At 70.7% G+C, this 26,557-nt stretch carries 23 protein-coding genes and 1 tRNA gene; 12 read left to right on the forward strand and 12 right to left on the reverse strand.

From position 1 onward, the window contains the following. Positions 1-51: 51 nt before the first annotated feature. From ACQPZP_RS39640 to ACQPZP_RS39665, 6 genes are all read left to right on the forward strand, one after another. A complete protein-coding gene (locus ACQPZP_RS39640) occupies positions 52-1,101 on the forward strand; it encodes a DUF2637 domain-containing protein (RefSeq protein WP_433474758.1) in 1,050 nt (349 codons plus the stop codon). Next, entirely contained in the window at positions 1,098-3,308 is a 2,211-nt protein-coding gene (locus ACQPZP_RS39645) for a cell division protein FtsK (RefSeq protein WP_433474759.1), read from the forward strand. The genes ACQPZP_RS39640 and ACQPZP_RS39645 overlap by 4 nt, the downstream gene beginning before the upstream one ends. A 144-nt stretch (positions 3,309-3,452) precedes the next feature. Beyond that, on the forward strand, positions 3,453-3,725 hold the full coding sequence (locus ACQPZP_RS39650) for a hypothetical protein (RefSeq protein ID WP_433474760.1): 273 nt from the start codon (positions 3,453-3,455) through the stop codon (positions 3,723-3,725). Between the two features lie 89 nt (positions 3,726-3,814). Continuing rightward, positions 3,815-5,797, forward strand: a complete 1,983-nt coding sequence (locus tag ACQPZP_RS39655; protein WP_433474761.1) for a DUF3987 domain-containing protein — start codon at positions 3,815-3,817, stop codon at positions 5,795-5,797. Between the two features lie 250 nt (positions 5,798-6,047). After that, complete coding sequence (locus ACQPZP_RS39660; protein ID WP_433474762.1) at positions 6,048-6,245, forward strand: helix-turn-helix transcriptional regulator; 198 nt, start codon at positions 6,048-6,050, stop codon at positions 6,243-6,245. Then, a complete protein-coding gene (locus ACQPZP_RS39665) occupies positions 6,245-7,636 on the forward strand; it encodes a tyrosine-type recombinase/integrase (protein WP_433474763.1) in 1,392 nt (463 codons plus the stop codon). The genes ACQPZP_RS39660 and ACQPZP_RS39665 overlap by 1 nt, the downstream gene beginning before the upstream one ends. A 121-nt stretch (positions 7,637-7,757) precedes the next feature. On the opposite strand, the gene ACQPZP_RS39670 is transcribed toward ACQPZP_RS39665, so the two are convergent. Continuing rightward, positions 7,758-7,839, reverse strand: a tRNA-Tyr gene (locus tag ACQPZP_RS39670). Positions 7,840-7,989: 150 nt separating this feature from the next. On the opposite strand from ACQPZP_RS39670, the gene ACQPZP_RS39675 reads away from it, so the two are divergent. Next, positions 7,990-8,478: a YajQ family cyclic di-GMP-binding protein gene (locus ACQPZP_RS39675; protein WP_433464784.1), complete on the forward strand. Its 489-nt coding sequence runs from the start codon at positions 7,990-7,992 to the stop codon at positions 8,476-8,478. A gap of 109 nt (positions 8,479-8,587) precedes the next feature. Here the strand turns inward: ACQPZP_RS39675 and htpX are convergent, their stop codons facing one another. From htpX to ACQPZP_RS39710, 7 genes are all read right to left on the reverse strand, one after another. Then, a complete protein-coding gene (gene htpX / locus ACQPZP_RS39680; protein WP_433474764.1) occupies positions 8,588-9,442 on the reverse strand; it encodes a zinc metalloprotease HtpX in 855 nt (284 codons plus the stop codon). A 68-nt stretch (positions 9,443-9,510) separates the two neighbouring features. Next, positions 9,511-10,974: an NADH-quinone oxidoreductase subunit N gene (locus tag ACQPZP_RS39685; RefSeq protein WP_433474765.1), complete on the reverse strand. Its 1,464-nt coding sequence runs from the start codon at positions 10,972-10,974 to the stop codon at positions 9,511-9,513. Further along, positions 10,974-12,482 carry a complex I subunit 4 family protein gene (locus ACQPZP_RS39690; RefSeq protein WP_433474766.1) on the reverse strand — a complete coding sequence of 503 codons (1,509 nt, stop codon included), beginning with the start codon at positions 12,480-12,482 and terminating at the stop codon, positions 10,974-10,976. The genes ACQPZP_RS39685 and ACQPZP_RS39690 overlap by 1 nt, the downstream gene beginning before the upstream one ends. After that, a complete protein-coding gene (locus ACQPZP_RS39695; protein ID WP_433474767.1) occupies positions 12,479-14,431 on the reverse strand; it encodes an NADH-quinone oxidoreductase subunit 5 family protein in 1,953 nt (650 codons plus the stop codon). The genes ACQPZP_RS39690 and ACQPZP_RS39695 overlap by 4 nt, the downstream gene beginning before the upstream one ends. Continuing rightward, positions 14,428-14,814, reverse strand: a complete 387-nt coding sequence (gene nuoK / locus ACQPZP_RS39700; RefSeq protein ID WP_433474768.1) for an NADH-quinone oxidoreductase subunit NuoK — start codon at positions 14,812-14,814, stop codon at positions 14,428-14,430. The genes ACQPZP_RS39695 and nuoK overlap by 4 nt, the downstream gene beginning before the upstream one ends. Next, positions 14,814-15,359, reverse strand: a complete 546-nt coding sequence (locus ACQPZP_RS39705) for an NADH-quinone oxidoreductase subunit J family protein (RefSeq protein WP_433474769.1) — start codon at positions 15,357-15,359, stop codon at positions 14,814-14,816. Before ACQPZP_RS39705 ends, nuoK begins: the two co-directional genes overlap by 1 nt. Positions 15,360-15,396: 37 nt before the next feature. Further along, positions 15,397-15,843 carry a 4Fe-4S binding protein gene (locus ACQPZP_RS39710; protein WP_433474770.1) on the reverse strand — a complete coding sequence of 149 codons (447 nt, stop codon included), beginning with the start codon at positions 15,841-15,843 and terminating at the stop codon, positions 15,397-15,399. Between the two features lie 414 nt (positions 15,844-16,257). On the opposite strand from ACQPZP_RS39710, the gene ACQPZP_RS39715 reads away from it, so the two are divergent. Beyond that, positions 16,258-16,854, forward strand: a complete 597-nt coding sequence (locus ACQPZP_RS39715) for a ComEA family DNA-binding protein (RefSeq protein ID WP_433474771.1) — start codon at positions 16,258-16,260, stop codon at positions 16,852-16,854. Between the two features lie 3 nt (positions 16,855-16,857). Here the strand turns inward: ACQPZP_RS39715 and ACQPZP_RS39720 are convergent, their stop codons facing one another. From ACQPZP_RS39720 to ACQPZP_RS39735, 4 genes are read right to left on the reverse strand one after another with little or no spacing between them, the layout of a single operon-like run. Continuing rightward, positions 16,858-17,811 carry a complex I subunit 1/NuoH family protein gene (locus tag ACQPZP_RS39720; protein ID WP_433464793.1) on the reverse strand — a complete coding sequence of 318 codons (954 nt, stop codon included), beginning with the start codon at positions 17,809-17,811 and terminating at the stop codon, positions 16,858-16,860. Beyond that, on the reverse strand, positions 17,804-18,397 hold the full coding sequence (locus ACQPZP_RS39725) for an NADH-quinone oxidoreductase subunit C (protein WP_433474772.1): 594 nt from the start codon (positions 18,395-18,397) through the stop codon (positions 17,804-17,806). Before ACQPZP_RS39725 ends, ACQPZP_RS39720 begins: the two co-directional genes overlap by 8 nt. Further along, positions 18,394-19,407, reverse strand: coding sequence for an NADH-quinone oxidoreductase subunit B (locus ACQPZP_RS39730; RefSeq protein ID WP_433474773.1), 1,014 nt, complete (start codon positions 19,405-19,407; stop codon positions 18,394-18,396). Before ACQPZP_RS39730 ends, ACQPZP_RS39725 begins: the two co-directional genes overlap by 4 nt. Positions 19,408-19,435: 28 nt before the next feature. Beyond that, the gene (locus ACQPZP_RS39735) at positions 19,436-19,807 is read right to left on the reverse strand and encodes an NADH-quinone oxidoreductase subunit A (RefSeq protein ID WP_433474774.1); all 372 of its coding nucleotides are present in this window, start codon (positions 19,805-19,807) and stop codon (positions 19,436-19,438) included. Between the two features lie 364 nt (positions 19,808-20,171). On the opposite strand from ACQPZP_RS39735, the gene ACQPZP_RS39740 reads away from it, so the two are divergent. From ACQPZP_RS39740 to ACQPZP_RS39755, 4 genes are all read left to right on the forward strand, one after another. Beyond that, positions 20,172-21,242: a hypothetical protein gene (locus tag ACQPZP_RS39740; protein WP_433474775.1), complete on the forward strand. Its 1,071-nt coding sequence runs from the start codon at positions 20,172-20,174 to the stop codon at positions 21,240-21,242. 260 nt (positions 21,243-21,502) lie between these two features. Beyond that, positions 21,503-23,095, forward strand: coding sequence for a hypothetical protein (locus ACQPZP_RS39745; RefSeq protein ID WP_433474776.1), 1,593 nt, complete (start codon positions 21,503-21,505; stop codon positions 23,093-23,095). Between the two features lie 426 nt (positions 23,096-23,521). Continuing rightward, positions 23,522-25,375: a 2-oxoacid:acceptor oxidoreductase subunit alpha gene (locus tag ACQPZP_RS39750; protein ID WP_433474777.1), complete on the forward strand. Its 1,854-nt coding sequence runs from the start codon at positions 23,522-23,524 to the stop codon at positions 25,373-25,375. Beyond that, positions 25,368-26,471, forward strand: a complete 1,104-nt coding sequence (locus ACQPZP_RS39755; RefSeq protein WP_433474778.1) for a 2-oxoacid:ferredoxin oxidoreductase subunit beta — start codon at positions 25,368-25,370, stop codon at positions 26,469-26,471. The genes ACQPZP_RS39750 and ACQPZP_RS39755 overlap by 8 nt, the downstream gene beginning before the upstream one ends. Positions 26,472-26,557 lie beyond the last annotated feature (86 nt).

The raw sequence follows: 26,557 nt of genomic DNA on the forward strand, positions 1-26,557 counted from the left end.
TCGCCGCCGCCCTCGTTCGGAGGGCCCGAGGCCGCCGCTTCCCGCTCGCGAATGCTTTCCAGCAACGAGTTCGCCGCAGTCGCCGTCGTCGCGGCCCTGGTCGGCGTCCTCGGCCTGCTGGGATTCGTAAACAGCTTCGCGGCGGTCGCCGAGGCCGCACGTCCCTCGTTCGGGTTCCTCGCGTGGACGGTCCCCCTGGGAGTCGATCTGGGCATCGCGATCTTCGCCGCCCTAGACATCGTCCTCGCGCGGCTCGACATGCGGATGCGCTGGCTCCGGCTCATCCCCTGGACGCTCACAGCGGCCACGGTCTACATGAACGTTGCCGGAGAGTCGTCCGCGTTCGGCAAGGTCGCACACGCCGTCGTGCCGTGCCTCTGGGTCGTCGCCGTCGAAGTCGCCGCTCACGTCGTCCGCGTAAGGGCAGGCATAGAGGCGGGAACCCGTATGGACCGGATCCGGTCCTCGCGTTGGTTCCTGTCCCCGTTCCGGACGGCTGCCCTGTGGCGCCGCATGGTGCTGTGGGAGATCCGTTCCTACTCGGACGCGCTCACCCGGGAACGCGCAAGGCTCCTGGCTCTGACCGAGCTACAGGACGCCTACGGAAGGGTTGCGTGGCGCTGGCACGCTCCGCGCAGAGTTCGCGCCCTCTACCGGCTCGGCGAACTCACGTCCGACGAGGACACCGAGGCCACGTGCGATGCGGACGACCGTCCGTCCGCCCCGCTCCCGGATGCGGAGGACCGTCCGGCGATCGAGGCGCCGTCGTCCGCGCCGTCGTCCCGGACGGATGAGCGGACGAACCGGCGGACGGCCTCCGCGAAGAAGCGCGGACGGTCCGCGCGGAGCAAGCGGGCCGTCCCGGACGTGGACGACCTCATGCCGCTCGGCTGGCGCATCGCCGCCGACCTCGAATCGCGCGGCGTAGCTCTCAGCCGAGACAACGTCGCCGCCGCCCTCCGCGAGGCCGACCAGGCCGTGAGCAACGCGCGCGCCAGCGCTCTCCTCGCTCGACTCAAGACAGAAGCCCCGACCGAACCGACCCGTCCGACCACCGATGACGCTCCGGCCGCAAACGACCCGATCGAGGGGCACCGATGAACTTCAGCAAGCCCATGGCCGAGGTACTCCGCCTTCCCGTTCCGTCCATCGACCAGCCGACCGACGCCGAGGCCGACGAGCCGCGCACGGGCCACGCCGGGAACGGTGCGGGCAACGGGGACGACGGAAGCCGTCGGGCCATCCCGCCCGCCGAGGACGGCCCCGACGACGGGAACGGTGACGTCCTAGAGGGCAAGGTCTTGGTCGACCAGGCCGCGCCCCGCCGGCAAGAGTTCCGGACGCGCCTCCTCGCAGGGCGAGGCGCGCGGCGTCGTCCGATCATCGCCCCATGGCTCCGCAACCGTGAGGAGGCGAAGACCACCGCTCGGTGGGCTGTCGACTACGGCACCCATATCGCCGGTTTCCATGCTGCTCGGATTCCGCTGTACGCCGGGACGCTCGCCGTTCGGTCGCCCCGCGGCCTCTGGCGGCTCGTCGCCGGAACGTGGCGCTGGACGTGCGACGCCGAGGCCCTGCCGCTCCGCCTGAACGCGGTCGACGGCAACGACGCCGACACATACCTTCGGTTGCTCCGCGAGCGTGACAACCGCGTCCGGTGGCGCCGTCTGCTCGCCTCCGGCGGCCTGCTCGGCGCTGGCTTCGCCGCCTCCGCCGTGGCAGCGGCCGGAGGTGTCACGCAGGCCACCGCCCTCGCCGCCCTGGTCGCCGTTCTCGGCTGGATCGGATCCCCTGCGGACAAGCCGCTCATGGGTCCGGCCGTGGTGTCGACCAGGGCGCCGAAGCTCACGAGCGAGATCATCGTCCGCGCTCTGGGAGCCCTGGGCATCGGCGAGATCAACAAGGCGCTCGGCAAGGGTGGCGCCGGAATCACGTTCCCCGCACCGATCACGCGCGACGGTCCCGGGTGGCGTGCGGACGTCGACCTCCCGTACGGGGTCACCGTCACCGACATCATGGACCGGCGCGAACGCCTCGCGTCCGGCCTGCGGCGGCCTCTCGGCTGCGTCTGGCCGGAACCTGCCCACGACCAGCACGCCGGACGGCTCGTCCTGTGGGTGGGCGACCAGGACATGAACCAGGTCAAGCCCCCGACGTGGCCACTGGCGAAGTCAGGGACGGCCGACCTGTTCAAGGCGATCCCGTTCGGCACCGACCAGCGCGGCCGGACGATCACGCTCACGCTCATGTACGCCAATGCGCTGATCGCGGCCATGCCTGGCATGGGCAAGACGTTCGCTCTACGCATCCTCGCCCTGGCGGCCGCGCTGGACTCCCTGGCCGAACTCCGCACCTTCGAACTCAAGGGCTCCGGCGACCTGTCCGCCCTAGAGAAGGTGGCTCACCACTACGGATCCGGACAGGACGACGAGACGATTGCTGCGTGCCTCGCCTCGCTCCGCGAGGTCCGTAAGGAGCTGGAGCGGCGCGCACAGACGCTCCGCAAGCTGCCCAAGGACGTGTGCCCGGAGAACAAGGTCACGCCCCAACTCGCTGCGAAGAAGTCGCTCGGCCTCCGGCCTCTGGTGTTCATCGTCGACGAGTGTCAGAACCTCTTTGCCCACCCGACCTACGGCGCTGAGGCTGCCGAACTCTGTACCGCGATCATCAAGCTCGGCCGCGCGTTCGGCGTGATCCTCCTTCTGGCCACGCAGCGCCCCGACAAGGACTCTCTACCGACCGGCGTCTCTGCCAACGTCGGGATCCGGTTCTGTCTGCGGGTCATGGGACAGGTCGAGAACGACATGGTTCTCGGCACCTCGGCATACCGCAACGGACTCCGCGCCACGACGTTCGGGCTCCGAGACAAGGGCATCGGGTACCTGGTCGGAGACGCCGACGACCCGCAGATCGGCCGCTCGTACTACATCGACAACCTGACCGCTGACCGCATCTGCGAGCGTGCCCGGGCCCAGCGGAAGGCCGCCGGCACCCTGACCGGCTACGCGGCCGGAGAGGACCCCACCACCGACGACGCCGGAATCTCGCTCGTTGACGACGTGGCCGCCGTCATCGCCTCCGGCGAGGAAAAGATCTGGTCGGAAACCGTCGTGAAGCGCCTCGCCGAGCTCCGCCCCGGTCTCTACGCCGGGTGGACGCCCGGGCAACTGGCCGACGCCCTCAAGCCCTACGGGGTCGCCACCCGGCAAGTCTGGGGGCAGGACGAGGACGGCAGGGGGGCGAACCGGCGCGGCATTGTCCGCGAGGACGTCCAGGAGGCCGCCCGGAAGGCGACCGGTACGCCCTGACCGACGCCGCAGGCGCCGCTAGGTCTAGCGCCCCCGCCCGCTAGACCTAGCGGCCCCGCTAGCGGCCAATCCGCTCTCTGACCAGCGAACAAGCGTTCTAGCGCCCTGGCTACAGCCATGCCCGAAACACCCTCAGGAGGCCCCGTGACCCCCATCATCGTCGCCGCTAGCGACAGCGGAGCGGACGCCGGATCGTTCGTCCTCCTCGCCCTCGTCGCCGTCGTCGCCTACGTCGTTCACTGCCTCGTCTGGCCGTTCCGAGCGTGCCGCAAGTGCGGGGGCGCCGGACGCTTCCGCTCGCCGTCCGGCCGCGCGTGGCGCTACTGCGACAAGTGCGGCGGACGCGCCGCTCAGGTCCGTCTCGGACGCCGCCTCTGGACGTACCTGGCGAACACCCGGAACCGCAGCAAGCACTAGCGACAGAGCGGCCCCGGCGCCACAGCCACCAAGCACGAGCACCGAGGCCGCGCCCCTACCGATCACTAACCGACGGAGGCCCTTTCATCATGACGTCACCACTTCGCCCGGTCGATAGCCAACCGGACACCCCTTCCGACCTCGCCGAGTTCATCCGGCCGCTTCCGCACAGCATCGAGGCAGAACAGCATGTTCTCGGCGCGGTCATGCTCTCCCCGCTCGTGCTCCCCGAGGTTCGCGTGCTCCTGGACGGCAGCGAGTTCTACCGCCCCGGGCACCGGATGATCTGGGACGGCGTCGTTGGCCTGGCGGACCGAGGCGCCCCCTTTGAGCCTGTCGCCGTAGCGACCGCCATCGATGCGCGGGAACTCGCCAGGATCGGGGGCGCCCCGTACCTTCACACGCTAATCAGCCAGGTACCCAGCGCTGCGAACGCCACGTACTACGCCCAGCTCGTTCGCAGCCTCGCCTACGCCCGTCGCGTCATCGAGACCGGGACGCGCCTCATGCAACTCGGCTACGGCACCAACAGCGACACCGAATCCGACTTCCGGGGCACTGTCGCCGCCGAAGTGGCCGCTCTCGCCGCGGTGGACGCGCAGGGGTGGCCGGCCCCTGCGCCTCTGTCCGCGACTCCGGAACTGCCGACGTTCCCGGTCTGGGCTTTCCCTGACTGGCTGGGCGAGTACGCCGCTCGTCTCGCCGAGGCCACCCAGACTCCGGCCGATCTCGCCGGATCCCTCGCCCTCGCCGTTCTCGGCGTGGCGGCCGGAGGCAAGGTGTGGGTCCAAGGCCCCGCCTGGACCGAACCGACGAACCTGTTCACGCTCGTCGTGTTGCCGCCCGGAAACCGCAAGTCCGAGGTCTACAAGCACATGACGGCCCCGATCCGGGCCGCTGAAACGATCCTCGTCGAGCAGGCCAAGCCCATCATTGCCGAGGCCGTCATTGCCCGACGCGTCGCCGAGGCGTACGCCGAAAAGACCGAGAAGGCCGCCGCAAGCGCCGTCGACGCCACGCAACAGGCCGCCGCCCTGGACGAGGCGACCACAGCGCGTCTTGCACTGGACGAGACGACCGTTCCGGCCGAACCGTGCCTGTTCTCCGACGACGCCACCGTTGAGCGGCTTACCTCTCACCTGTCCGAGCAAGGCGGCCGATTCGCGATCCTCTCGCCGGAGGGCGAGGTCTTCTCCATCGCCGCAGGACGTTACTCCGGCGCTCCCAACTTCGCCGTCCTCAAGTCCGGGCACGCAGGCGAGGAAATGCGCATCGATCGCATGGGACGCGCCTCCGAACGCATCCCCGCCGCGACGATCACCTTGGGAATCTGCACGCAACCCGGTGTGCTCACGCGCCTCGGCGAGACGCCCCAGTTCCTTGAACAGGGACTACTCGGCCGGCTGCTCTACTCCGTGCCCAAGTCGCTGCTCGGCTACCGCGATCCCAACCCCGCGCCCATCCCTCCGCACTTCACCGACACCTACCGCGTCAACGTCACAGCCCTAATCCTGTCCCTGCACGCCCTCTCAGAGCCTGCAACCCTGCGTTTCACCCCCGACGCCGAGGCCGCCGCACTCGCCCTCCTAACCGAGACAGAGCCACGGTTTCGCCCCGGAACCGGCGACCTGGCCCACATGACCGATTGGGGCGGCAAGTACGTCGGCGCCGTCCTGCGCATAGCGGCCCTGCTCCATCTCGCCGAACACTTCCGCGGCGGTTGGGACCGCCCGATCAGCCTCGCCACTTTCCAGAACGCCCGTCAGATCGGCGAGTACTTCACCGTCCACGCGCAAGCCGCATACGACGCCATCGGGGCGGATCCGGCCGTCGCCGATGCCCGTGCCCTCCTCGAATGGATCGAACGAACCGCAACCACACAGTTCGGCGCACGCGACGTCCTGTCCTCCCTACGCCGCTTTAAGAAGGTCGCGGACCTAGACCCGGCGCTCCGCATCCTGGAGTCTCACGGCTGGATCCGGCGTGTCCCCACGGCCCCCAAGACCGGCCGAGGCCGCAAGGCCGGACCGCTCTACGAGACGCACCCCGACGCGACATCGGGGACGCGATGACTACCGGGCACCCGCTCACAGACCGTCACGTCCCCAGGGGCTCCGCACCCGGTGTCAGCAGCGCAACACGTCAGCAGAACTCAACAGAAAAGGGGTCACGGCGAATTCTGCTCGATTCCGCTGACGTGCTTCACCGCTGTAGACCTCCGCCCGCCCTACGTGACATCACCCCCCGTGACCAGTGCGCAGCCACCAAGCACGACACCGGTCACCCACCGATCACGCTCGCCGGAGAAACCGAGGTAGCCCGTTGCCGACCAAAACGCAGCTAGACAAAAAGCTCACCGTTCCCGAGGTCTGCGCCGAACTCCAGATCTCCCGATCGACCTTCTACGACTGGCGCCAGAAGGGACGCGCGCCGATCTGCCTGGTGCTGCCGAACGGCAGCCTCCGCGTTCGCCGGCGAGACCTAGACCGCTGGCTCTCGACCTGCGAGGACGCCGCCTGATGGATGACATCACATACGACGTCCGCGTCTACAAGACCGAGGTCTACGAGGGGAAGAGGGTCACGACCTACACCGTGCGATGGAGGGTCGCACGGAAGCCCTGGAAGGAGGCGTTCCGGAACTCTGCACAAGCCGAGAGTTTCCGGTCGTCGCTCGTCACGGCTGCCCGTATGGGTGAGGCGTTCGCCGTGAAGACGGGCCGTCCGCTCTCCTGGGAGCGGGAGGAGAACACCATCAAGTGGTTCGCGTTCTCCCTCGACTACTGCGCGGCCAAGTGGCCGTACGCATCCCCCAATCATCGGCGGGGCATAGCTGAGGCGCTCACGGACGCGACAGAGGCTCTGCTGACCACGGGCAAGGGCGCTCCGGCGGGCAGCCTGCTGCGTGAGGCTCTGCGGGCCTGGGCGTACAGCGGACGCTTGCAGAACGGCGAGACCGAACCGCCGGAGCACCTGGCCTCGGCAGTCCGGTGGCTGGAACGGAACACGGTCGACATGAGCGACTTCGCGCCCGACCGGCAAGGCCCGCAACTCGCGCGGCAAGTCCTCGACCGGCTGAGCCGTCGCCAGGACGGCGCTCCGGCGGCGGGCAGTACGGCGACGCGTAAACGGGCAACGTTCAATAACGCCATGGAGTACGCCTGCGAGCGGCGCGTCCTGCCCGTCAACCCGCTGACCCTGGTGAAGTGGACTCGGCCCCGAGTGGCGCAGACGCTTGACCTTCGGGTGGTCGCCAATCCCGACCAGGCGCGGCGGCTCCTCGATGCCGTCCGGACGCAGGGCAAGCGCGGTGAGCGCATGGTCGCGTTCTTCGCCGTCATGTACTACGCCGCGCTGAGGCCAGAGGAAGCGGTGGACCTGCGCCGCGATCACCTCGTGAGCCTGCCGGATGACGGCTGGGGCGAGATGCGGCTGACGCACGCTGAACCGCGTAGCGGGTCCCGCTGGACGGACAGCGGCAAAGCGCGAGACAGGCAGCCACTCAAGCACAGGGCGCCCGGCGAGACCCGGCCCGTGCCGATCCATCCCGAGCTCGTCACGCTCCTGCGCCACCACATCAAGGAGTTCGGAATCCCGGTCGGCGGCCGGCTGTTCGTCGGGCCGCGCGGCGGGATCATGACTGACCGGACGTACCTCGGCGCCTGGCACAAGGCAAGGGCGGCGGCCCTGAGCGAGCGGGAGGCGGCCTCGCCGTTGGCCAAGACGCCATACGACCTCCGCCATGCGGCCGTGTCGACCTGGCTCGGCGCGGGCGTCCCTCCGGCTCAAGTCGCCGAGTGGGCGGGGCACAGCGTCGCTGTCCTCCTCCGCGTCTATGCCAAGTGCGTGGCCGGACAAGAGGAGGATGCCAAGCGCCGAATCAGCGAAGCGACCAGGCCGAAGACGCCTTAGAACTTCGGCACGTATTCGGCACAGCCACCCGTAGGACGCCGTTAACGATCAGAGACAGCCGGACACAACGAGAACAGCCCCTGACCGGGTTTTGCCTGGTCAGGGGCTGTTTCTGCTGGTGTGGCGGGTGCAGGGTTCGAACCTGCGTAGGCTAAGCCGACGGATTTACAGTCCGCTCCCATTGGCCACTCGGGCAACCCGCCGTGGTGTCGCTTGCGCGACGGCACTGGAAAGAATAGCGGACGGTGGGAGTGGGTGTGACATCGAGGCGGGACGTGCGGGCGTGGGCTTGATCGCGGGGAGTCGATACGCTCTCTGGGTCGCGAAGGTGCTGCTGAGGGGATGTGTGTGCGATGGCCGACAGCTCTTTTGACATCGTCAGCAAGCTCGACCGGCAGGAGGTCGACAACGCGTTGAACCAGGCCGCCAAGGAGGTGGCGAACCGGTTCGACTTCCGGAACGTGGACGCCGGGATCAAGTGGTCGGGGGAGTCGATCGAGATCCAGGCGAACACCGAGGAGCGGGCGAACGCCGTGCTGGACGTGTTGAAGGACAAGCTCGTCAAGCGGGGCATCTCGCTGAAGGCGATCGACCCGGGGGAGCCGAAGCTGTCCGGGAAGGTGCACAAGCTGGGCGTGGGCCTGAAGGAGGGCATCGCGCAGGAGGACGCGAAGAAGATCGGGAAGATCATCCGGGATGAGGGGCCGAAGGGCATCAAGGCTCAGATCCAGGGGGACGAGCTGCGGGTGAGCTCGAAGAAGAAGGACGATCTTCAGGACGTCATCGCGCTGCTGAAGGGCAAGGATCTCGATGTGGCGCTGCAGTTCGTGAACTACCGGTAGCCGCATACAGGGAGCGCGCCGGCCCCATCCCCCGCAGAAGTGGCCGGCGCGCTCTCGTGTGTTATGACGCGGCCGCGCCCTGAGTGGTTCGGTTGAATTCGTCCGGGTTCTAGCGGCGGCCGGCCATGCGTTCCAGGCGGGCGATCCGGTCGGCCGTCGGGGGGTGGGTGGAGAACAGCCTGCCGATCCCGGCGCCGGAGAACGGGTTGGCGATCATCAGGGCGCTGGTGGTGGCCAGTTCGGGGTCCTGCGGCAGCGGCATCGCGCGGGTGCCGGCGTCGATCTTCCGGAGGGCGGACGCCAGCGCGAGCGGGTCGCCGGTGAGGCGGGCGCCGGCCGCGTCGGCGGAGTACTCGCGGGTCCGGCTGATCGCCATCTGCACGACGGCGGCGGCGACCGGGCCGAGGACGAGCATCAGCAGCGCGCCGAGGACGCCGGGGCCGTCGTCGTCCTCGGACCGTCCGATCGGCAGGAAGATCGCCAGGTGCGACAGGTAGGTGATCACGGTGGCGATGGCGGCGGCGACGGACGAGATCAGGATGTCGCGGTTGTAGACGTGGGACAGCTCGTGACCGAGGACGGCGCGCAGTTCCCGCTCGTCCAGTATCTGGAGGATGCCGCGGGTGCAGCAGACGGCGGCGTTGCGCGGGTTGCGTCCGGTCGCGAAGGCGTTGGGCTGGCGGGTCTCCGAGACGTAGAGGCGCGGCATCGGCTGGTGCGCGGAGGTCGCCAGCTCCCGGACGAGCCGGTACAGCCTCGGCGCCTCGACCTCGCCGACCGGGTGGGCGCGCATGGAGCGCAGCGCGATCCGGTCGCTGAAGCAGTACGCGATGCCGTTGGTCCCCAGCGCGATGACCAGCGCGATGGTCAGCCCCATGGTGCCGCCGAACGCCCATCCGGCGACGAGCATCAAAGCCGACAGCGCGGCGATCAGTGCTGCCGTCTTGACGCCGTTGAACCGCACTTCCGCCCGCCTCCCCGTCGAATTTCCGCCATCAATATCAACGGGTTGACCTGGGTGAACGTTCCCGCCTAAGAGGCCTGTACGACCGTCTGCAGGACGATCTGGGGCGCCACCGACAGCACGATCGCGCCGGCCGCGGCCGCGGTGATCGCGGCGCGGACGCCCATGCCGGGTGCGGTCTCGTGCTCTTCGCCGGCGGTGGACGGGGTGAACAGCCGGACGGCCCACGCGAGGTAGTAGTACAGCCCGATCACCGTGTTGACCGCCATCACGACGGCCAGCCACGTGACGCCGCCGGCGACGGTGGCGCGGAACACCACGACTTTGGCGAACAGCCCCATGACGCCCGGCGGCAGCCCGGCGAGGCAGATCAGGAAGAAGGCGAGGGCGGCGGCGACGGCGGGGCTGCGGCGGGCGAGGCCGCGGTAGTCGTCCAGATCGCGGCGGCGGAAGCCGATCACGACGGCGAACGCGCCGATGTTCATGACGGCGTAGAACGCGACGTAGGCGGTGGTGGCGGCGACGGCCTCGGGGAGCCGGTGCGAGCCGACCGCGAGCGGCGCGAGCATGTAGCCGGACTGGGCGACCGACGACCAGGCCAGCAGCCGGATCGCGGTCCGCTGCCGGAGCGCGGCGAGGTTCCCGAGCGTCATGGTGAGCGCGGCGAGCACCGCGATGACCGGCCCCCACACGTGCCCGTACGCGGGCAGGCCGAGCGCGAGGACGATCGCGAGCCCGGCGAACCCGGCGGCCTTCGACACGACGGAGAGGAACGCGGCGACGGGCAGCGGGGAGCCCTGGTAGACGTCCGGCGCCCAGAAGTGGAACGGGACGGCGGCGACCTTGAACGCGAACCCGGCGAGGACGAGCACCGACCCGACCGCCGCGATCGGGTCCAGTTCGGACGGCAGCCGGGAGAGGGCGGGCGCGATCCGGTCCAGGTGCATGGCGCCGGTGGCGCCGTACACGAGGCTGATCCCGAACAGCATGATCGCGGTGGAGATCACCGAGACGAGGAACAGTTTCAGGGCGGCCTCGGACGCCGTGCCGTCGTAGCGGCGGAGCGCGGCCAGCGCGAACACCGGCAGCGACAGCGTCTCCAACGCGACGACGAGCAGAACGAGGTCGCGGGCGGCGACCAGCGCCAGCGCGCCGATGACGGCGGCGAGCAGCAGGAAGTGGTACTCCCCCGCCGGCATCCTGGAATCGGTGATCTCCCGGAGGGACAACAGGACGACGATCACGGCGGCGCCGAGGACGATCCCCTGGAACAGCAGCGTGAAGTCGTCCGCGACGTAGGAACAGGAGCGGGGGCCGCCGTGCCGCAGGCCGTCCGGCAGGCAGAACGTGGCGCGGCGGTCGCCGGCGGCCAGCGCGATCACGGCGATCAGCGCGGCGGCGAGGGACCCGCCGGACAGCAGGGACAGGACGCGGCGGGGCACGTCGAAGGCGTCCGCGAGCAGCAGCCCGATCGCGGCGACGGCGAGGATCAGCGGCGGCGCGATCGCCGCGTAGTCGACGTCCTGGATCATCAGCCGCCTCCGAACAGGGCGCGGACCGGGCCCGTGGTCACGTCCAGCAGGGTCTTCGGCCAGAGACCGACCAGCAGCGTCAGCGCGATCAGCGGCGTCCAGGCGGCGTACTCCTGCAGGGAGACGGCCGCGACCGGGCCGCGCGGGACGGCGGCGCCGTCGGACGGCCCGTGGGTGAGCTTGGCGAGCATCCGCAGGAAGTAGGCGGCGGTCAGCACCGTGCCGAGTGCGGCGACGGCCATGAACGTGACGAACGTCTCGCGCGGCAGGTCGGCGTGCGGGCGGTAGGCGCCGACGAGGGCCAGCACCTCGCCCCAGAATCCGGCGAGGCCCGGCAGTCCGAGCGAGGCGACGGACGCGAACGTCAGGATCGCGGCCAGCCGCGGGGACGTGCCGAGCATGCCGCCGCCGATCGCGTTCATGTCGCCGGTGCCCCAGCGTTCCTTGACCGATCCGGCGAGGAAGAACAGCAGGCTGGTGATGAGGCCGTGCGCGATGTTGCCGAACAGCGCCGCGTTGATGCCGACCGGGGTGAGAGTAGCGATGCCGAGCAGGACGAACCCCATGTGCCCGACGGACGAGTAGGCGATCATCCGTTTCAGGTCGCTTTGGGCGAGGCAGGCGAGCGCGCCGTAGACGATCCCGATGACGGCGAGCAGCCCGAGCCAGGGCGCCCAGAACCGTGCTCCGTCGGGTGCCAGCGGCGGGGCGACGCGGACCAGCCCGTACGTGCCCATCTTCAGCAGGACCCCGGCCAGCAGGACGGATCCGACCGTCGGCGCCTCCGTGTGCGCGTCGGGCAGCCACGTGTGGAGCGGCCACATCGGCGCCTTGACCGCGAACCCGATCCCCATCAGGGCGAACGCCGTGATCTGGATGCCGTGCGACAGACCGGACCCGTGCCGGGCGGCCAGGTCGGTCATGTCGAGCGTGCCCGCCTTGGCGCCGACGAGCAGCATCCCGGCCAGCAGGAGCCCCGACCCGAGGAGGGTGTAGAGGATGAACTTGTAGGCGGCGGCGCGGCGGCCCGCCCCGCCCCACAGCATGATCACCACGTACATGGGGACCAGGACGGTCTCGAAGAACACGAAGAACAGCACGAGGTCGAGCGCGGCGAACGTGCCGATCATCCCGATCTCCAGGACGAACAGGAGCGCGGTGAGCAGCCGGATCCTGCCGCCTTCCGGCGGGTGCCTCAGCGTGTAGAGGAAGCACAGGAACGTCAGCAGGGCGGTCAGCACGACCAGCGGCAGCGAGATCCCGTCCACGCCGAGGTGGAAGCGCAGGCCGATCGCGGGCGCCCACGCCCGGTCGACCTCCAGCTGCATGCGGGACGTCTCGTCGAAGTCGAACGCCGTCATCGCCGAGATCGCGACCAAGAGGGTCGCGGCGGACACGGCCGTCCCGAAGGCGCGGACGGCGAAACCGGTGCGCAGGAACCGGTTCGCCGGGACGAGCATCGCCAGCGCCCCGGCCAGCGGGATCGCCATCATCAGCACGAAGATCACTGGAAGATCACCACCGCGGCCACGATGACGACGACACCGGCGAGCAGGCCGGTGAGATACGTCTGCGGATTACCGTTCTGGACGATTCTGACCAGGCCGGCGAGCCGCCGCGCGCCCCGTCCGGTCCCGACGACGGCGGCGTCCACCCGTCCCCGGTCGAAGAGGACGACGTGGCGTGCCAGAGCCTGGACGGGCCGGACGATCGCCGCCGCATACAGTTCGTCCACGAAGAAGGCCCTCGCAAAAGCAGGACGGACCGGCCCAAGGGCGCGCGCAGGATCCAGCGCCGGGTCGCGGTTCCAGACGAGAAACGCCCCGCCCGCCCCTAGAGCGAGCAGCACCACGCTCAGCACGGAAGCTCCCAGCTGCGGGCGTAGTTCGGGAGCGCCGAGCCCGAAGAAGCCGAGGATCGCGGCGGGGACGGCCAGCGCCGCGACCGTCCACGACATGATTCTCGACGGATCGCGCACTTCGTACGTCCCGCGCCTCTCGCCGAAGAACGTCATCAGCCAGGCCCGCATGGCGTAGGCCGCCGTCAGGACGACCGTGAGCAGCAACCCGAGATAGACCAGCCACGCGACGCCACCCGGCAGGTCCGCCTGGACGACGTCCCCCCCGGACGTGACCTTCACGAGCCCCCGCGAGGTCTCGCTGAGGGGCGCGTAGGCGAACCAGCCGCCCGCTTCGACCTCACCGCCGTGCGTGGCCGCGTGCTGGGCGGCTTCGATGACGGCGTCCTTGCTGAACCATCCGCTGAACGGCGGGACGCCCGCGAGGGCGGCGAAGCCGACCGTCATCGACCAGAACGTGACGGGCATCCCGCGCCGCAGTCCGCCGTAGCGGGCGAGCATGTTCGACCCGGCCGTCACGATCACGCAGCCGGCCGCGAGGAACAGCAGCGCCTTGAACGCGGCGTGCGTCAGCAGGTGGAAGATCGCCGCCGACTTCGCGCCGACCGCCAGGCCCGCGGCCATCACGGCGAGCTGGCTGATCGTCGAGTACGCCAGGACGCGTTTCAGGTCGTCCTGCGCGAGGGCCGCGCACGCCGAACCGACCATGGAGAGCACGGCGACGATGCCCAGCACGGCGAGCGCGGACGGGGCCGCGAGGAACACCCCGTACAGCCGCGCGACGACGTAGACACCCGCCGCGACCATCGTCGCCGCGTGGATGAGGGCGCTGATCGGGGTGGGGCCCGCCATCGCGTCCGGCAGCCAGGTGTGCAGCGGGAACTGCGCGCTCTTGCCCGCGACCCCGGCGAGCAGCAGCAGCGCGGCCGCCGTCACCGTCGAGTGCGGGAGGGCGCCGGCCGCCCGGATCACCCGGTCGATCTGGAACGTCCCGGCGCCCACGCTGAGGACGATCAAGCCGATCAGGAAGCCGACGTCGCCGAGCCGCGTGACGAGGAACGCCTTGACCGCCGCCCGCGAGTTGGCCCGGTCCTCCCAGTGGTGGCCGATCAGGAAGTACGAGCAGATGCCCATGACCTCCCAGCCCGCGTACAGGACGAGGAGGTCGCCGGCGTAGACGACGAGCAGCATCGCGGACGTGAAGAGCGAGATGAACGCGGCGTAGGACGAGTACCGCCGGTCGTCCTTCATGTACGCGACCGAGTACACCTGGACGGCCAGCGCCACGCAGCAGACCATGAGCCCGACGACCGCGGCCAGCCCGTCCACCTGCAGCCCGATCCGGATCGGCACCGACCCGGTGTCGACCAGCGTCAGGGTGCCCGTGCGTTCGCCGGGGTCGCGCCACACGGCGAACGCGACGACCGCCGAAAGGACGAGCGACACCGCGACCGGCGCGCAGGCGGTCAGTGCCGGCCCGTTCCGCAGCGGCGAGCCCCCGGAGCCGCCGAGGGCCCGCGTGAGGGACGGGCCGAACAGCATCCCGGCGAATGCGGCGAGGAACGGCAGGAGGGCGACCAGTGACGAGAGCCAGATCACGGCGCGGCCTCCTCGACCGGCTCCGGCCGGTTTCCGGCCTCCGCCTCAGACTCCTCGGACTCTGCGGAGGAGTCGGAGTCCTCGGAGAGGGCGCGCAGCCGGTCCACTTCGATCATCTGCCGGTTGCGGAACACGAGCAGGACGATCGCCAGCCCGAGCCCGACCTCCGCCGCCGCGATCACGATGGTGAAGAGTGTGAGGACCTGTCCGCCGTGCAGGCGGTCCCGGTACCAGACGTCGAACGTGACGAGGTTGAGGTTCACCGCGTTCAGCATCAGCTCGACCGACATCAGCACGAGGATGGCGTTGCGCCGTGCCAGCACCCCGTACACGCCGACGGAGAACAGCAGCGCGGCGACGACCGTGGGGTAGGCGAGATGCATCAGACGTCGCCCTCCTCGTCCGCCCGCGCCCCGGTCTCCGGACGCGCCCGGATGTCCGACCGGGACAGGACGATCGCGCCGACCAGCGAGGCCAGCAGCAGCACCGACAGGACCTCGAACGGCAGCACCCATGTCCGGAACACGCTCGCGCCCAGTTCGTCCGCCGACCCGCCGCCCGCGTGCAGCGGCATCCGCTCGTCGCGGAACCCGATGACCATCAGCGTGACCAGGACGGCGGCGGTGGCGACCGCGACGGCCAGTGCGACCCACCGGTTCCCGGAGTCCAGGTCGGCGGACTCCCCGATCGGCGCCCGCGTCAGCATGATCCCGAAAAGCAGCAGCACGACGATGGCGCCGACATAGATGAGGACCTGCACCCAGGCGACGAACTCCGCCGTCAGGACGAGGTAGCCGCCCGCGAGCGCGCCGAACGACACCACCAGCCACAGCGCCGCGTGGACGAGCTGCCGCGTCGTCACCACCAGGATCGCGGACCCGACCGCGACCACGCCGAGCAGCGCGAACACGATCTCCTGGCCGCTCATGGGCGCTCCCCGCGACGCTTCGTCCGGTTCGCCCCGCTCATGCTCCCGCCCCAGGGGGCCGGCGGGTGGCCCGCGCCGCGGCCTTCTCCGCCGCGCCCACTTCCTTCGGCGGCTCGGCGGACGGGTCGTGGGCCTGCGGCGGCGGGACGGTCCACATCCACTCCCGCAGCCGATCCTTCTCGTGCGTCAGCTCCGCGATGTCGTACTCGGCGTACTCGAACTCGGGCGACCAGAACAGCGCGTCGAACGGGCACACCTCGATGCAGATCCCGCAGTACATGCACAGCGCGAAGTCGATCGCGAACCGGTCGAGGACGTTGCGGGTCCGGGCACGTCCGCCGCCCTCGGCCGGGAGGGTCTCCTTGTGCGAGTCGATGTAGATGCACCAGTCGGGGCACTCGCGCGCACACAGCATGCACACCGTGCAGTTCTCCTCGAAAAGCGCGATGACGCCCCGGCTGCGCGGCGGCAGATCGGGTTGCACTTCCGGATACTGACGTGTTATTGAGCGCCGCGTCATCGTCCGCAACGTGACCGCCAGCCCCTTGGCCAGCCCGCCTCCTGGTAGCCGTCCCACGCGCCCCATGATTGCGCACGTTGAGCCTGGGGGGAACGCGGTGGGTTCCACGTTCGTCCAACCGGGTGTAGGCCATGAGCTAAAAGGCCGGTTTGCGGGCAAGGAGGGCAAGTGGGTCATCACGCGGACCGCCCTTATGAGCCGGGGCCCGGTCACCGCTCTCGCCCGGCGTCCGACCGCAGGCGGCCCGCACGGCGCCCGCCCGCGCCGCCCGGCTGGCGGTCCCCGTATCCGAGCCCGCCGGCACCGCCGCAGCCTCCCGCCCCGCCGCCCGTCCCCGGGCCGGCCCCGGAGGTGGCCCGGGGCATCCTGTGGGCTTTCGTGCCGTTCATCACCCTCGGCTACGGAACGCCGTTCTCGTTCCTCTACGCCGCCGTCCGGCGCGGGTCGTTGGGGCTCGGGGTCACCGCCGCCGGCTACGGCGCCGGCACGGCCGCCGTCGTGACCATGATGCAGTCGGGCGATCCGGTCTTCGCGGTCCTCGGCACGTTCGTGGCGATCCTGCTGTGGATCGCGGGCACGGGGCACGCGTTCGCCGTCCGGTCGTCGGTCTTCCCCCGCGGGATCCCGCGCAACCGGGCCAACGAGCACGCCATCGAGGTCGCCAAGTACCGCCGGACGCTGCGGGACGAGGCGCGCGCGCTCGCCGCCGAGGACCCGGCGCTCGCCCGCGAGCTGCGGATCGGCCGCCCCGACGTGCCGCGCACCTACGACGACGGCGGGCTCGTGGACGTGAACCACGCCCCGCGGGAGATCCTCGAAGCGCTGCCCGGCATGACGCCGGAGTTCGCCGACCGGATCGTCCGCCGCCGCGAGCAGACCGGCGGGTTCCTGTCCGCCGAGGAGATGGCGGTGGACGCCGACATCCCGCCGGACGTCCTCCCGCAGCTGGCCGAGTACACGATCTTCCTCAGGTGAGGATCAGGCGGCGACCTTGAGGACGCCCGTCAGCGCCAGCTGGGCGAGCGACAGCGGGACGAGCCACGCCCAGGCGAGCTTCTGCAGCTGGTCTTCGCGCATCCGCGGGTAGCTGACCCGCAGCCAGATCACACAGAACGCCAGCACGCCGCCCTTGAGCAGCGTCCAGAGCCAGCCCAGCTCCGTGTTCAGGAACGGGCCCTTCCAGCCGCCCAGGAACAGGACGGTCGTCAGCCCGCACAGCACCACGATCCCGGCGTACTCGGCCAGGATGAACAGCGCGAACCGCAGCCCGCCGTACTCGGTGTACGGGCCGAAGATGATCTCCGAGTCGGCGACCGGCATGTCGAACGGCGGGCGGCGCAGCTCCGCCAGCCCCGCGACGAAGAACACCACGCCGCCGACCGCCTGCCACGGCAGCCACCACCAGCGCCACTCCTCGACGACGCCCTGCAGCGACAGCGTCCCCGCCGCCATCGCCACCGACGACGCCGCGAACACCATCGGCAGCTCGTACGACATCAGCTGCGCCGCGACCCGCATCCCGCCGAGCAGCGAGTACTTGTTCGCGCTCGCCCAGCCCGCCATGATCGCGCCGATCACGCCGACGCCCATCACGGCGAGCGCGAAGAAGACCCCGGGACCGAGGTCGAGCGCGACCTGCCCGCCCGGCCCGACCGGGATCACGAGCAGGACCAGCAGATACGGGACGATCGCCACGCCGGGCGCCAGCTTGAACACCCACCGGTCGGCGTCGCGCGGGACCACGTCCTCCTTCTGCGCGAACTTGACCCCGTCGGCGACGAGCTGCGCCCAGCCGTGGAAGCCGCCCGCGTACATCGGGCCGAGCCGGCCCTGCATGTGCGCCATCACCTTGTGCTCGGCCTGCCCCACCAGCAGCGGCAGCAGCGCGAACGCGGCGGCGACCAGGACCAGCTTGCCGACGACCTCAAGCATCGCGGCCCTGCCCTTCCAGCGGCCGCCGCTCCGCCGCGGCCGCCCACGCGCCTTCGTCGGGCACACCCGGTGGGCGGACGCGGCGGCGGCTCGGGGCGCCGTGCCCCGATTCGCCCGGTTCCTTGGCGCCCGGCCACGGCTTGGCGACGCGGGCGGCGAGCACGAAGTCCTTGCGCAGCGGATGGCCCTCGAAGCCGTCCGGCAGCAGCAGCGGGACGAGGTTCGGATGGCCCTCGAACAGGATCCCGAACATCTCCGCCGTCTCCCGCTCGTGCCACGCGGCGCCCCGGTACACGCCCGTCGCCGTCGGCAGGACGGGCGTCCGCTTCGGGACGCGGGTGCGGATCAGCAGATGGTGGCGGCGCTCCAGCGAGTACACGTGGACGACGACCGCGAAGCCCTCCGCCGCCTCGTCCACGCCGGTCAGCCAGTCGAAGAATCCGCAGGACAGGTCGTCGCGGGCGAAGGTCAGCGCGTCGATCCAGTGCTCCGGGGGCACCCCGACGGCCAGGCCGCCGAAGGTCTCCTCGGTCGAGATCTCGTCGCCGAACCGCCCCGCCCAGGCTTCCGCGAGCCCGGCGCTCACCGGTCCCGTCCGATCTGGTCGTCGTGCTCGTCGTCGGCCAGACCGGGGATGATCGACGGGTCGTGCGACGAAGCCTCGTCCTCCACAGGCGGCACGGGCAACGTCTTGTCATCCGGCCGAACCGGCGGCGCGGCCTCTCCCCCCTCCACGGGCGGCGTCTTGTCGTCCGGCCGGACGGGGGGTGTGGCCTGGTCGTCCGGGACCATGTGGACGGGTTGCGTCGTGTCGCCCGGCCGGGCGGGCGGCGCGGCGCGTTCCGCCTCTGGTGCGGGCTCGGCGGGCGGCGCCTCGGCCTGGACTTCGGCGTCCCCGAGGTGCCGGACCGGCATGGTCTCGTCGGCGGCGCCCTCGCCCGCGGCGCCCCCGCCCGGGGCGGCCTCCTCGGCCCGGGTGCTCCAGTGCTCGAAGGTGTCGTGCAGGTCCGGCGGGGGCGGCGGCTTCAGCGGGCGGCGCAGCACCGTGGCCGGCAGCGGACGCGGCGGGGGCGGCGGGCTGAGCGGCTCGCCGCCGTCGTACCGGTCGCCGAGCGACTCGACCGCGATCTTCTCCTGCAGGTGGACGATCCCGTGCAGCAGCGCCTCCGGACGGGGCGGGCAGCCGGGCACGTAGACGTCCACCGGGATGATCTGGTCGACGCCCTTGGTCACGCAGTAGGAGTCCCAGTACGGGCCGCCGCAGTTGGAGCAGGCGCCGAAGGAGATCACGTACTTCGGCTCGGGCATCTGCTCGTACAGCCGCCGCACCGCGGGCGCCATCTTGTCGCTGACGGTGCCGGAGACGACCATCAGGTCGGCCTGCCGCGGGCCGGGCGCGAAGGGGATGACGCCGAGCCGGATGAAGTCGTGCCTGCTCATCGACGTCGCGATGAACTCGATGGCGCAGCAGGCCAGGCCGAAGTTGAAGACCCACAGCGAATAGCGGCGGCCCCAGTTGAGCACGAACTTGATCGGCTTGGGCGCCAGCCGCGACAGCGGCCCCACGCTCGGCGGCGGTAGATCGATAGTGCCCACAACGCCATTGTTACAGCGCCCGGAGGGTTCAGACCCAGGACAGGACGCCCTTCTTGCCCGCGTATGCGAGTCCGGCGGCCAGGAACGCGAGGAAGACGAACATCTCGCCGAGCGTCGTCGCCCCGTACCCGGGCGCGGAGAAGACCGTCGCCCAGGGGAAGAGGAACACCGCGTCCACCGCGAAGACCACGTACAGGTAGGCGAAGACGTAGTACCGGACGTACGAGTGGGCCCAGCCCTCGCCGACGGGGTCGACGCCGCACTCGTACGTCGTGAGTTTCTCGGCGGTCGGCCGGTGCGGACGCAGCAGCCGGTTCGCGGCGAGCGCGCCGGCGACGACCCCCGCACCGGCGAGGAGCAGCACGACCACGACGACATATGTGTCGAAATAGTTATGCACCAGATCCTCCTCGCGTGCGTCTCATCCAGTACCTCCCGACCAGCATCGAGGAGTGTGGCGTCGTACCTCCACCCCGGAGGATCACAATGTCATGCTTTTGCTGCACACTAGGTTTTCATGGGGTCACTTTGACCTGGAAGGACGTGACCGGATGAGCAACCCTCCGCCTCCCCCGGGCTGGGAATCCCCGGGCGGTGCCTCCTGGCCGCCTCCGCCGCCGCCAGCGGGCCCGGGCGGGCCCGGTCCCGGCGGCCCGGTTGGTCCGGGTGGTCCGGGCGGGCCTCCCCCGCCCGGCGGCTTCGGCGGCCCTGGAACGCCGCCTCCCTTCTTCCCCCCGCCCCCCGGCTCCCCGATGGGTCCCGCGATGCCGCCGCCGCCGAAGCGCGGCGGCGGCGCCGGCCTGGTGATCGGCCTGGTCGGCGGCGGTGTCGCCGTGCTGGTGATCATCGCCGTGGTGGTGCTGATCGTGGCCAGCGGCGGTGGCAAGTCCCCCGAGGAGAAGCTGACCGCCGCGGCGGCCGACATGGACACCGCCGACGTCGTCCAGCTGAAGGGCACGTTCGGCGGCAGCGACACGCTCCGCGGTGAGCTGAACGTCACCAAGGGCGGCCGCGCGATGGGGCCGGTCTCCTGGAACGGCGACCAGGTCACCGTGCTGTCGGCCGACGGCAAGCTGTTCGTGAAGGCCGACAAGTCCTACTGGACGCGGCAGATCTCCGCCACCGACGACCCGTTCTTCCTCACCACGGGTGAGCAGTGGGGCCGGCTGGGCGACGACGAGCTCGACCTCGACTTCAAGACGCAGCTGTCGCCGTCCGCGCTGGCGAGCAAGATCCGCTCGGCCCGGACGTCGAGCGTGAAGCCGATCGAGACGACCTGGCAGGGGCAGAAGGCCCTGAAGTTCAGCACTTTCTCCTCCACCCTCTACATCACCGACGACGACGACTCCAAGCTGCTGCGGTACGAGGCGACCACGCCGCGCGTCGCGGTGGACGTCACCCCGAAGGACTCCGGCGACGCCTCGACCGTCATCTCGAACATGCGCACCAACATGGGCGAGCTGAAGGACTCGTTCAACGGCGAGGCGCGGCCGACGGTCGACGAGTGGAAGCGGGGCGGCTGCAACGGCAACTCCGGCTGCACGGTCGAGGCCAAGATCCGTCCGCCGTACGACGTGGAGAAGCCCGTCACGATCGACGTCCGGTTCCGGATCACCGCCAGCACGCTGACCGGCCGCGACCTCGGCAACTGCACCACCCGCATCACGATCACCGGCACCGACTCGCAGTGGGCGAGCTGCCGGGTCACGAGCGCCGCGTGGACCAGCTGGGCCAAGGCCACCGGCGGCACCTTCTACAAGCACGCCCAGTACAAGGTGATCGGCGCCACGTCCTCCGAAGTTCAGGCACTGCAGAACGGGCTCGACAGCGAATGAGGCCGCAGGTGAGGCGCCCCGCGCGCTGACCCTCCGCCGCCAGGGTGCCCGGCCGCGCTCCTCCCCGCCCGGGGGAAAGCGCCGCCGGGCACCCTTATGCTCTTTGAGGACGCCCCTCCAGGGCCCCGGTGGCCGGACCCAACCCCTCGAACGGTCCAGAGCCCCGGCCGGCCTCCCCCTGGGGACGTCTCCACCCCCTTGCTTTGTGCCTGACGGACGGGCCGAAACCTGGCCCCGGAAGTGAGCAGAGTGAGCCCCGAGTGAGCGCTGAACAGGACGAGCCGTCACCGACGGCCTCTTCCCGACCCCCGTCCCCGGACGACGCCGGGACGGCCGCCCCCCAGCCGGACCGCCAGGCCCCACCCGGCCCCCACCCCGGAGACGTCCACGTGGCGGGCCCCCAGCCCGCCACGCCTCCGAGCCCCGCCGCGTCCCACGCGGCTCCCGCCGCGGCGAGCCCGGCGGACGCTCCCCCGCCTCCGGACGCCCCCATGGATGTGGACGGGGCGATGCCCGCGGACTCGTCCGGGCATGATGTTCCACCGCCCGGGTTCGCGGCTCCGCCCGGCGGTCCGATGCCGGTGGACGCCTTCCAGCATGGTGCTCCCGTTCCCCCGGGCGGCCCGGTGCCTCCGGGGATGGCAGGGCGGAAGGCTCGGGGTCGGCGGGTTCTCGTCGTCGCCGGGGCGGCGGCCGTCGTCATCGCGATGGGCGCCGTCGCCGCGGCGGTGGTCGCCGGGGGCGACGAGCCGGCGAAGAAGAAGCCCAAGGCGACCACGGCGGCCGCGCCGCCCGCGTGGACGGTCGAGGCCGGGAAGGCGCTCACGACCGGGACGGGTCTGCGCTACGACGGCACCCTGACGATCGGCGGGCGGCCCGTCCAGGCGCAACTGCGGGTGACGCCGGCGGGTTCGGCGTCCGGGACGCTCACCGCGGGCGTGCTGACGGCGGAGGTCGTAGCGATCGACGGCGTCACCTACATCAGGGCCGGGACGACGTTCTGGCAGACCTACGTGAGCGGCGTCGCGCATCCGGAGTACTACGCGGGGCGCTGGACGAAGGCGCCCGCGTCGATGCCCGGCTTCGACCTGCCGGACGTCCTCGGCCCCAAGTCGATCGCCACGATGCTGGCCAAGGCGCCGGCGAAGCCTCCCACGGAGAACGTGAACGGCGTCCCGGCCTACCGGGTAAAGACGCCGGGCGCGGAGTACCTGCTCACGGCGGCGGCGCCGCACGGGCTGCTGGCGGTACGGCCGGCCGGGCAGGCGGCGCCGCGGTTCACCGTCGCGCCCGTGGCCGCCCCGGCGACGCTGTTCGCCGAGCTGCGCACGCGGGTGGCGAGGCTGGGCGGGGCGGCCGACCCGGGCCTGCGCTTCACGCCCGGGACGCTGGCGTTCAGCAACTGCGACCAGAACACCACCGGCTGCACGGTGAGCGTGCCGGCCACGCTCACCCAGCCGGCGGGGTCGGTGCCGGAGGGCGCGCGGGCGGCGCTGCGGGCGTCGATCACGTCCAGGGGCGAGCCGCTCGGGTCGTGCACCGGGTCGGGGCCGGTCCCGGCCAACCGGGCGCTGACGCTGCGCTGCACCGTCACGAGCGGCCTGTGGCGGCGCTGGATGCGCGCGGCACTCGACAACCCCGGCTCCTACCCGTACGCGGCGACGGCCCGCGTCGTCGGCGAGGCGGTGGACGCGGCCGACGTGCCCGCACTGCTCGCCCGCGTCGACAGGGAACGCAAGGCGGTCATGAAGCCGAAAACGCCCACGTCGACGCCGACCGTATCGGGAGAACCCTCAGTCAAGCGGTCGGAGCGGCCGGAAGTCGCCACATCAAAGACACCAGGGACACCCTGAGCCCCACGCCGGGGGCGGTGCCCTGGAACGATGTTCATGCTGTCTACACTTCGGGACGTGAACCTCACGCCCCAGGGGAGCCACGGCTCCTCGACGAGTCCCGCGCGGCTCCTGGTCCGACGGCTGCACGTCGACCTGTGCCGGCAGCGCAGCTGCCTGTGTTCGGGATGAACTCGGGGACCGGTACAGGTCGTATCACCTGATAGGACCTGCGGAGCGGTCGCCGCCCGTCAGTGCCTTCCCGGCACAGCCTTCATGACCCGCGGCCACCGGCACCCGGACGAAGCGCGCCCTCGTCCCAGTGAGCGGCCCGTCCCCGATAACACCATCCGATCCCGGACATACCATGAAGGTAAGCCTTAGTAGCATCACGATCCTGGACGCCTCCTCCAGGACGGATGCTGCGCGTCGAGGAGGTCTTCCTCTGTGACCAAACAGGTCCAGCAGCTCGACCGTGTCATCATCCGATTCGCCGGCGATTCCGGCGATGGTATGCAGCTGACCGGCGACCGCTTCACCCAGGAGACCGCGGCGTTCGGCAACGACTTGTCGACGTTGCCGAACTTCCCGGCCGAGATCCGCGCCCCCGCCGGGACGCTGCCCGGCGTGTCCAGCTTCCAGCTGCACTTCGCCGACCATGACATCCTGACTCCGGGCGACGCCCCGAACGTGCTGGTGGCGATGAACCCCGCCGCGCTGAAGGCCAACCTGGCCGATCTGCCGCGCGGCGCGAACCTGATCGTCAACACCGACGAGTTCACCAAGCGCAACCTGTCCAAGGTGGGGTACGAGACGAGCCCGGTCGAGGACGACTCGCTGGCCGAGTACCGGGTGCACGCCCTGCCGCTGACGTCGATGACGGTGACGGCGCTCGCGGACTTCGACATCTCCAAGAAGGACGCCGAGCGCGCGAAGAACATGTTCGCGCTCGGGCTGCTGTCGTGGCTGTACCACCGTCCCACCGAGGGGACGCTGGCGTTCCTGGAGCGCAAGTTCGCCAGCAAGCCCGAGATCATGAAGGCCAACATCGCGGCCTTCCAGGCGGGCTGGTCCTACGGGGAGACCACCGAGGCGTTCTCGGTGCAGTACGAGATCAAGCCGGCCGAGCACGAGCCGGGCCTGTACCGCAACATCACCGGCAACCTCGCGCTGGCCTACGGGCTGGTCGCGGCCGGGGTGCAGAGCGGGCTGCCGATCTTCCTGGGCTCCTACCCGATCACTCCGGCCTCGGACATCCTGCACGAGATCTCCAAGCACAAGCGGTTCGGGGTGCGGACCTTCCAGGCCGAGGACGAGATCGCCGCGGTGGGTGCGGCCCTGGGCGCCTCGTTCGGCGGTTCGCTGGGGGTGACCACCACCTCCGGGCCCGGCCTCGCGCTGAAGAGCGAGACGATCGGCCTGGGAGTGGCGACGGAACTGCCGCTGCTGGTCATCGACGTGCAGCGGGCCGGTCCGTCGACCGGGTTGCCGACCAAGACCGAGCAGGCAGACCTGCTGCAGGCGATGCACGGCCGCAACGGTGAGGCGCCGGTCCCGGTGGTCGCGCCGCAGTCCCCGTCGGACTGCTTCGGCGCCGCGCTGGAGGCGGCCCGGATCGCGGTGAAGTACCGCACCCCGGTGATCCTGCTGTCGGACGGCTACCTGGCCAACGGGTCCGAACCCTGGAAGCTCCCGGACGTGGAGTCGCTGCCGACGATCGAACCGGACTTCGCCGGCCCGGAGGCGGGCTCCTCGGAGGAGGGGTTCCGGCCGTTCGAGCGTGACCCGGCCACCCTGGCCCGCCCGTGGGCGATCCCGGGCACCGCCGGGCTGGAGCACCGGATCGGCGGCCTGGAGAAGGCCGACGGCACCGGCAACATCTCCTACGACCCCGCCAACCACGACCGGATGGTCCGGCTCCGCCAGGCGAAGGTGGACGGGATCGCAGGCGACATCGAGCCGCTCGCCGTGGACGACCCGTCCGGTAAGGCACGCGTGCTGGTTTTGGGCTGGGGCGGGACGTACGGGGCGATCTCCGCGGCCGTGCGGCGGGTCAGGAGGTCCGGGCGCACCATCGCCCAGGCCCACCTGCGCCACCTCAACCCGTTCCCCGCCAACCTGCCCGAGGTGCTGCGCTCCTACGACAAGGTCATCGTCCCGGAGATCAACCTCGGCCAGCTCGCCCTGCTGCTGCGTGGCCGGCTGCTCATCGACGTGATCGGCTACAACCAGGTCCGCGGCCTGCCCTTCAAGGCCGAAGAGCTGCAGGGCGTCATCCAGGATGTGATCGACAGTGAGTGAGAACGGAGCGAACGGCGCCGTGAACGGCAACGGCACCGCCAACGGGAACGGGAACGGCAGGTCGCTGCTCTCGCTGGTCCCCAAGGCGGACGGCAAGCAGTCGATGAAGGACTTCAAGACCGACCAGGAGGTGCGCTGGTGCCCCGGGTGCGGTGACTACGCGATCCTCGCGGCCGTGCAGTCCTTCCTGCCCGAGCTGGGGCTGCGCCGCGAGAACATCACCTTCGTCTCCGGCATCGGCTGCTCGTCCCGGTTCCCGTACTACATGAACACCTACGGGTTCCACTCCATCCACGGCCGCGCGCCCGCGATCGCGACCGGGCTGGCGACGTCCCGTCCCGACCTGTCGGTGTGGGTGGTCACCGGGGACGGCGACGCGCTGTCCATCGGCGGCAACCACCTCATCCACGCGCTGCGCCGCAACGTCAACCTGAAGATCCTGCTGTTCAACAACCGGATCTACGGGCTGACCAAGGGCCAGTACTCGCCGACGTCCGAGCTGGGCAAGATCACCAAGTCGACGCCGATGGGGTCGCTGGACGCGCCCTTCAACCCGCTGTCGCTGGCGATCGGCGCCGAGGGCACGTTCGTCGCCCGCACCATCGACTCCGACCGCAAGCACCTGCAGTCGGTGCTGCGGGCCGCCGCCCAGCACCGCGGCACCGCGCTGGTGGAGATCTACCAGAACTGCAACATCTTCAACGACAACGCGTTCGAGCCGCTCAAGGACGCCTCCGTCCGCGACGACGTCACCGTCCGGCTGGAGCACGGCGAGCCCATCGTGTTCGGCGCCGACCGCTCCAAGGCGCTGCGCCGCAACCCGGCCGGGTCGTTCGAGATCGTGAACGTCGCCGACGTGGACGCCTCCGAGATCGCCGTGCACGACGCCCACAACCCGGACCCGTCGCAGGCGTTCGCGCTGTCGCGGCTGGACCAGCCGGCGTTCGAGCACACCCCGATCGGCATCTTCCGCGACGTCGACCGCCCGTCCTACGACGAGCTGATGCGGGCCCAGCTCGACGAGGCGGCCGAGACGCAGGGCAAGGGCGACCTCGCCGCGCTGCTCGGCAGCGGCGACACCTGGCGCATCGACTAGACGCGTGTCCGCAGGCCCGGTCCTGGTTCGTCCGGGGCCGGGCCTTCGCGCGCTTTGAAATCCCGTGAACGGGGCACGGTTCCCAC

The organism is Spirillospora sp. CA-142024, assembly GCF_050942325.1.
GTDB lineage: Bacteria > Actinomycetota > Actinomycetes > Streptosporangiales > Streptosporangiaceae > Spirillospora.

Bases quoted from the DNA above. Each gene is read 5' to 3' on its own strand.
- ACQPZP_RS39740 (WP_433474775.1), top strand. From the start codon at position 20,172: ATGCCGCCGCCGCCGAAGCGCGGCGGCGGCGCCGGCCTGGTGATCGGC.
- ACQPZP_RS39685 (WP_433474765.1), bottom strand. From the start codon at position 10,974: ATGATCCAGGACGTCGACTACGCGGCGATCGCGCCGCCGCTGATCCTC.
- ACQPZP_RS39720 (WP_433464793.1), bottom strand. From the start codon at position 17,811: ATGCTTGAGGTCGTCGGCAAGCTGGTCCTGGTCGCCGCCGCGTTCGCG.
- ACQPZP_RS39705 (WP_433474769.1), bottom strand. From the start codon at position 15,359: ATGAGCGGCCAGGAGATCGTGTTCGCGCTGCTCGGCGTGGTCGCGGTC.
- ACQPZP_RS39640 (WP_433474758.1), top strand. From the start codon at position 52: ATGCTTTCCAGCAACGAGTTCGCCGCAGTCGCCGTCGTCGCGGCCCTG.
- ACQPZP_RS39645 (WP_433474759.1), top strand. From the start codon at position 1,098: ATGAACTTCAGCAAGCCCATGGCCGAGGTACTCCGCCTTCCCGTTCCG.
- ACQPZP_RS39665 (WP_433474763.1), top strand. From the start codon at position 6,245: ATGGATGACATCACATACGACGTCCGCGTCTACAAGACCGAGGTCTAC.
- nuoK (WP_433474768.1), bottom strand. From the start codon at position 14,814: ATGCATCTCGCCTACCCCACGGTCGTCGCCGCGCTGCTGTTCTCCGTC.
- ACQPZP_RS39675 (WP_433464784.1), top strand. From the start codon at position 7,990: ATGGCCGACAGCTCTTTTGACATCGTCAGCAAGCTCGACCGGCAGGAG.
- ACQPZP_RS39655 (WP_433474761.1), top strand. From the start codon at position 3,815: ATGACGTCACCACTTCGCCCGGTCGATAGCCAACCGGACACCCCTTCC.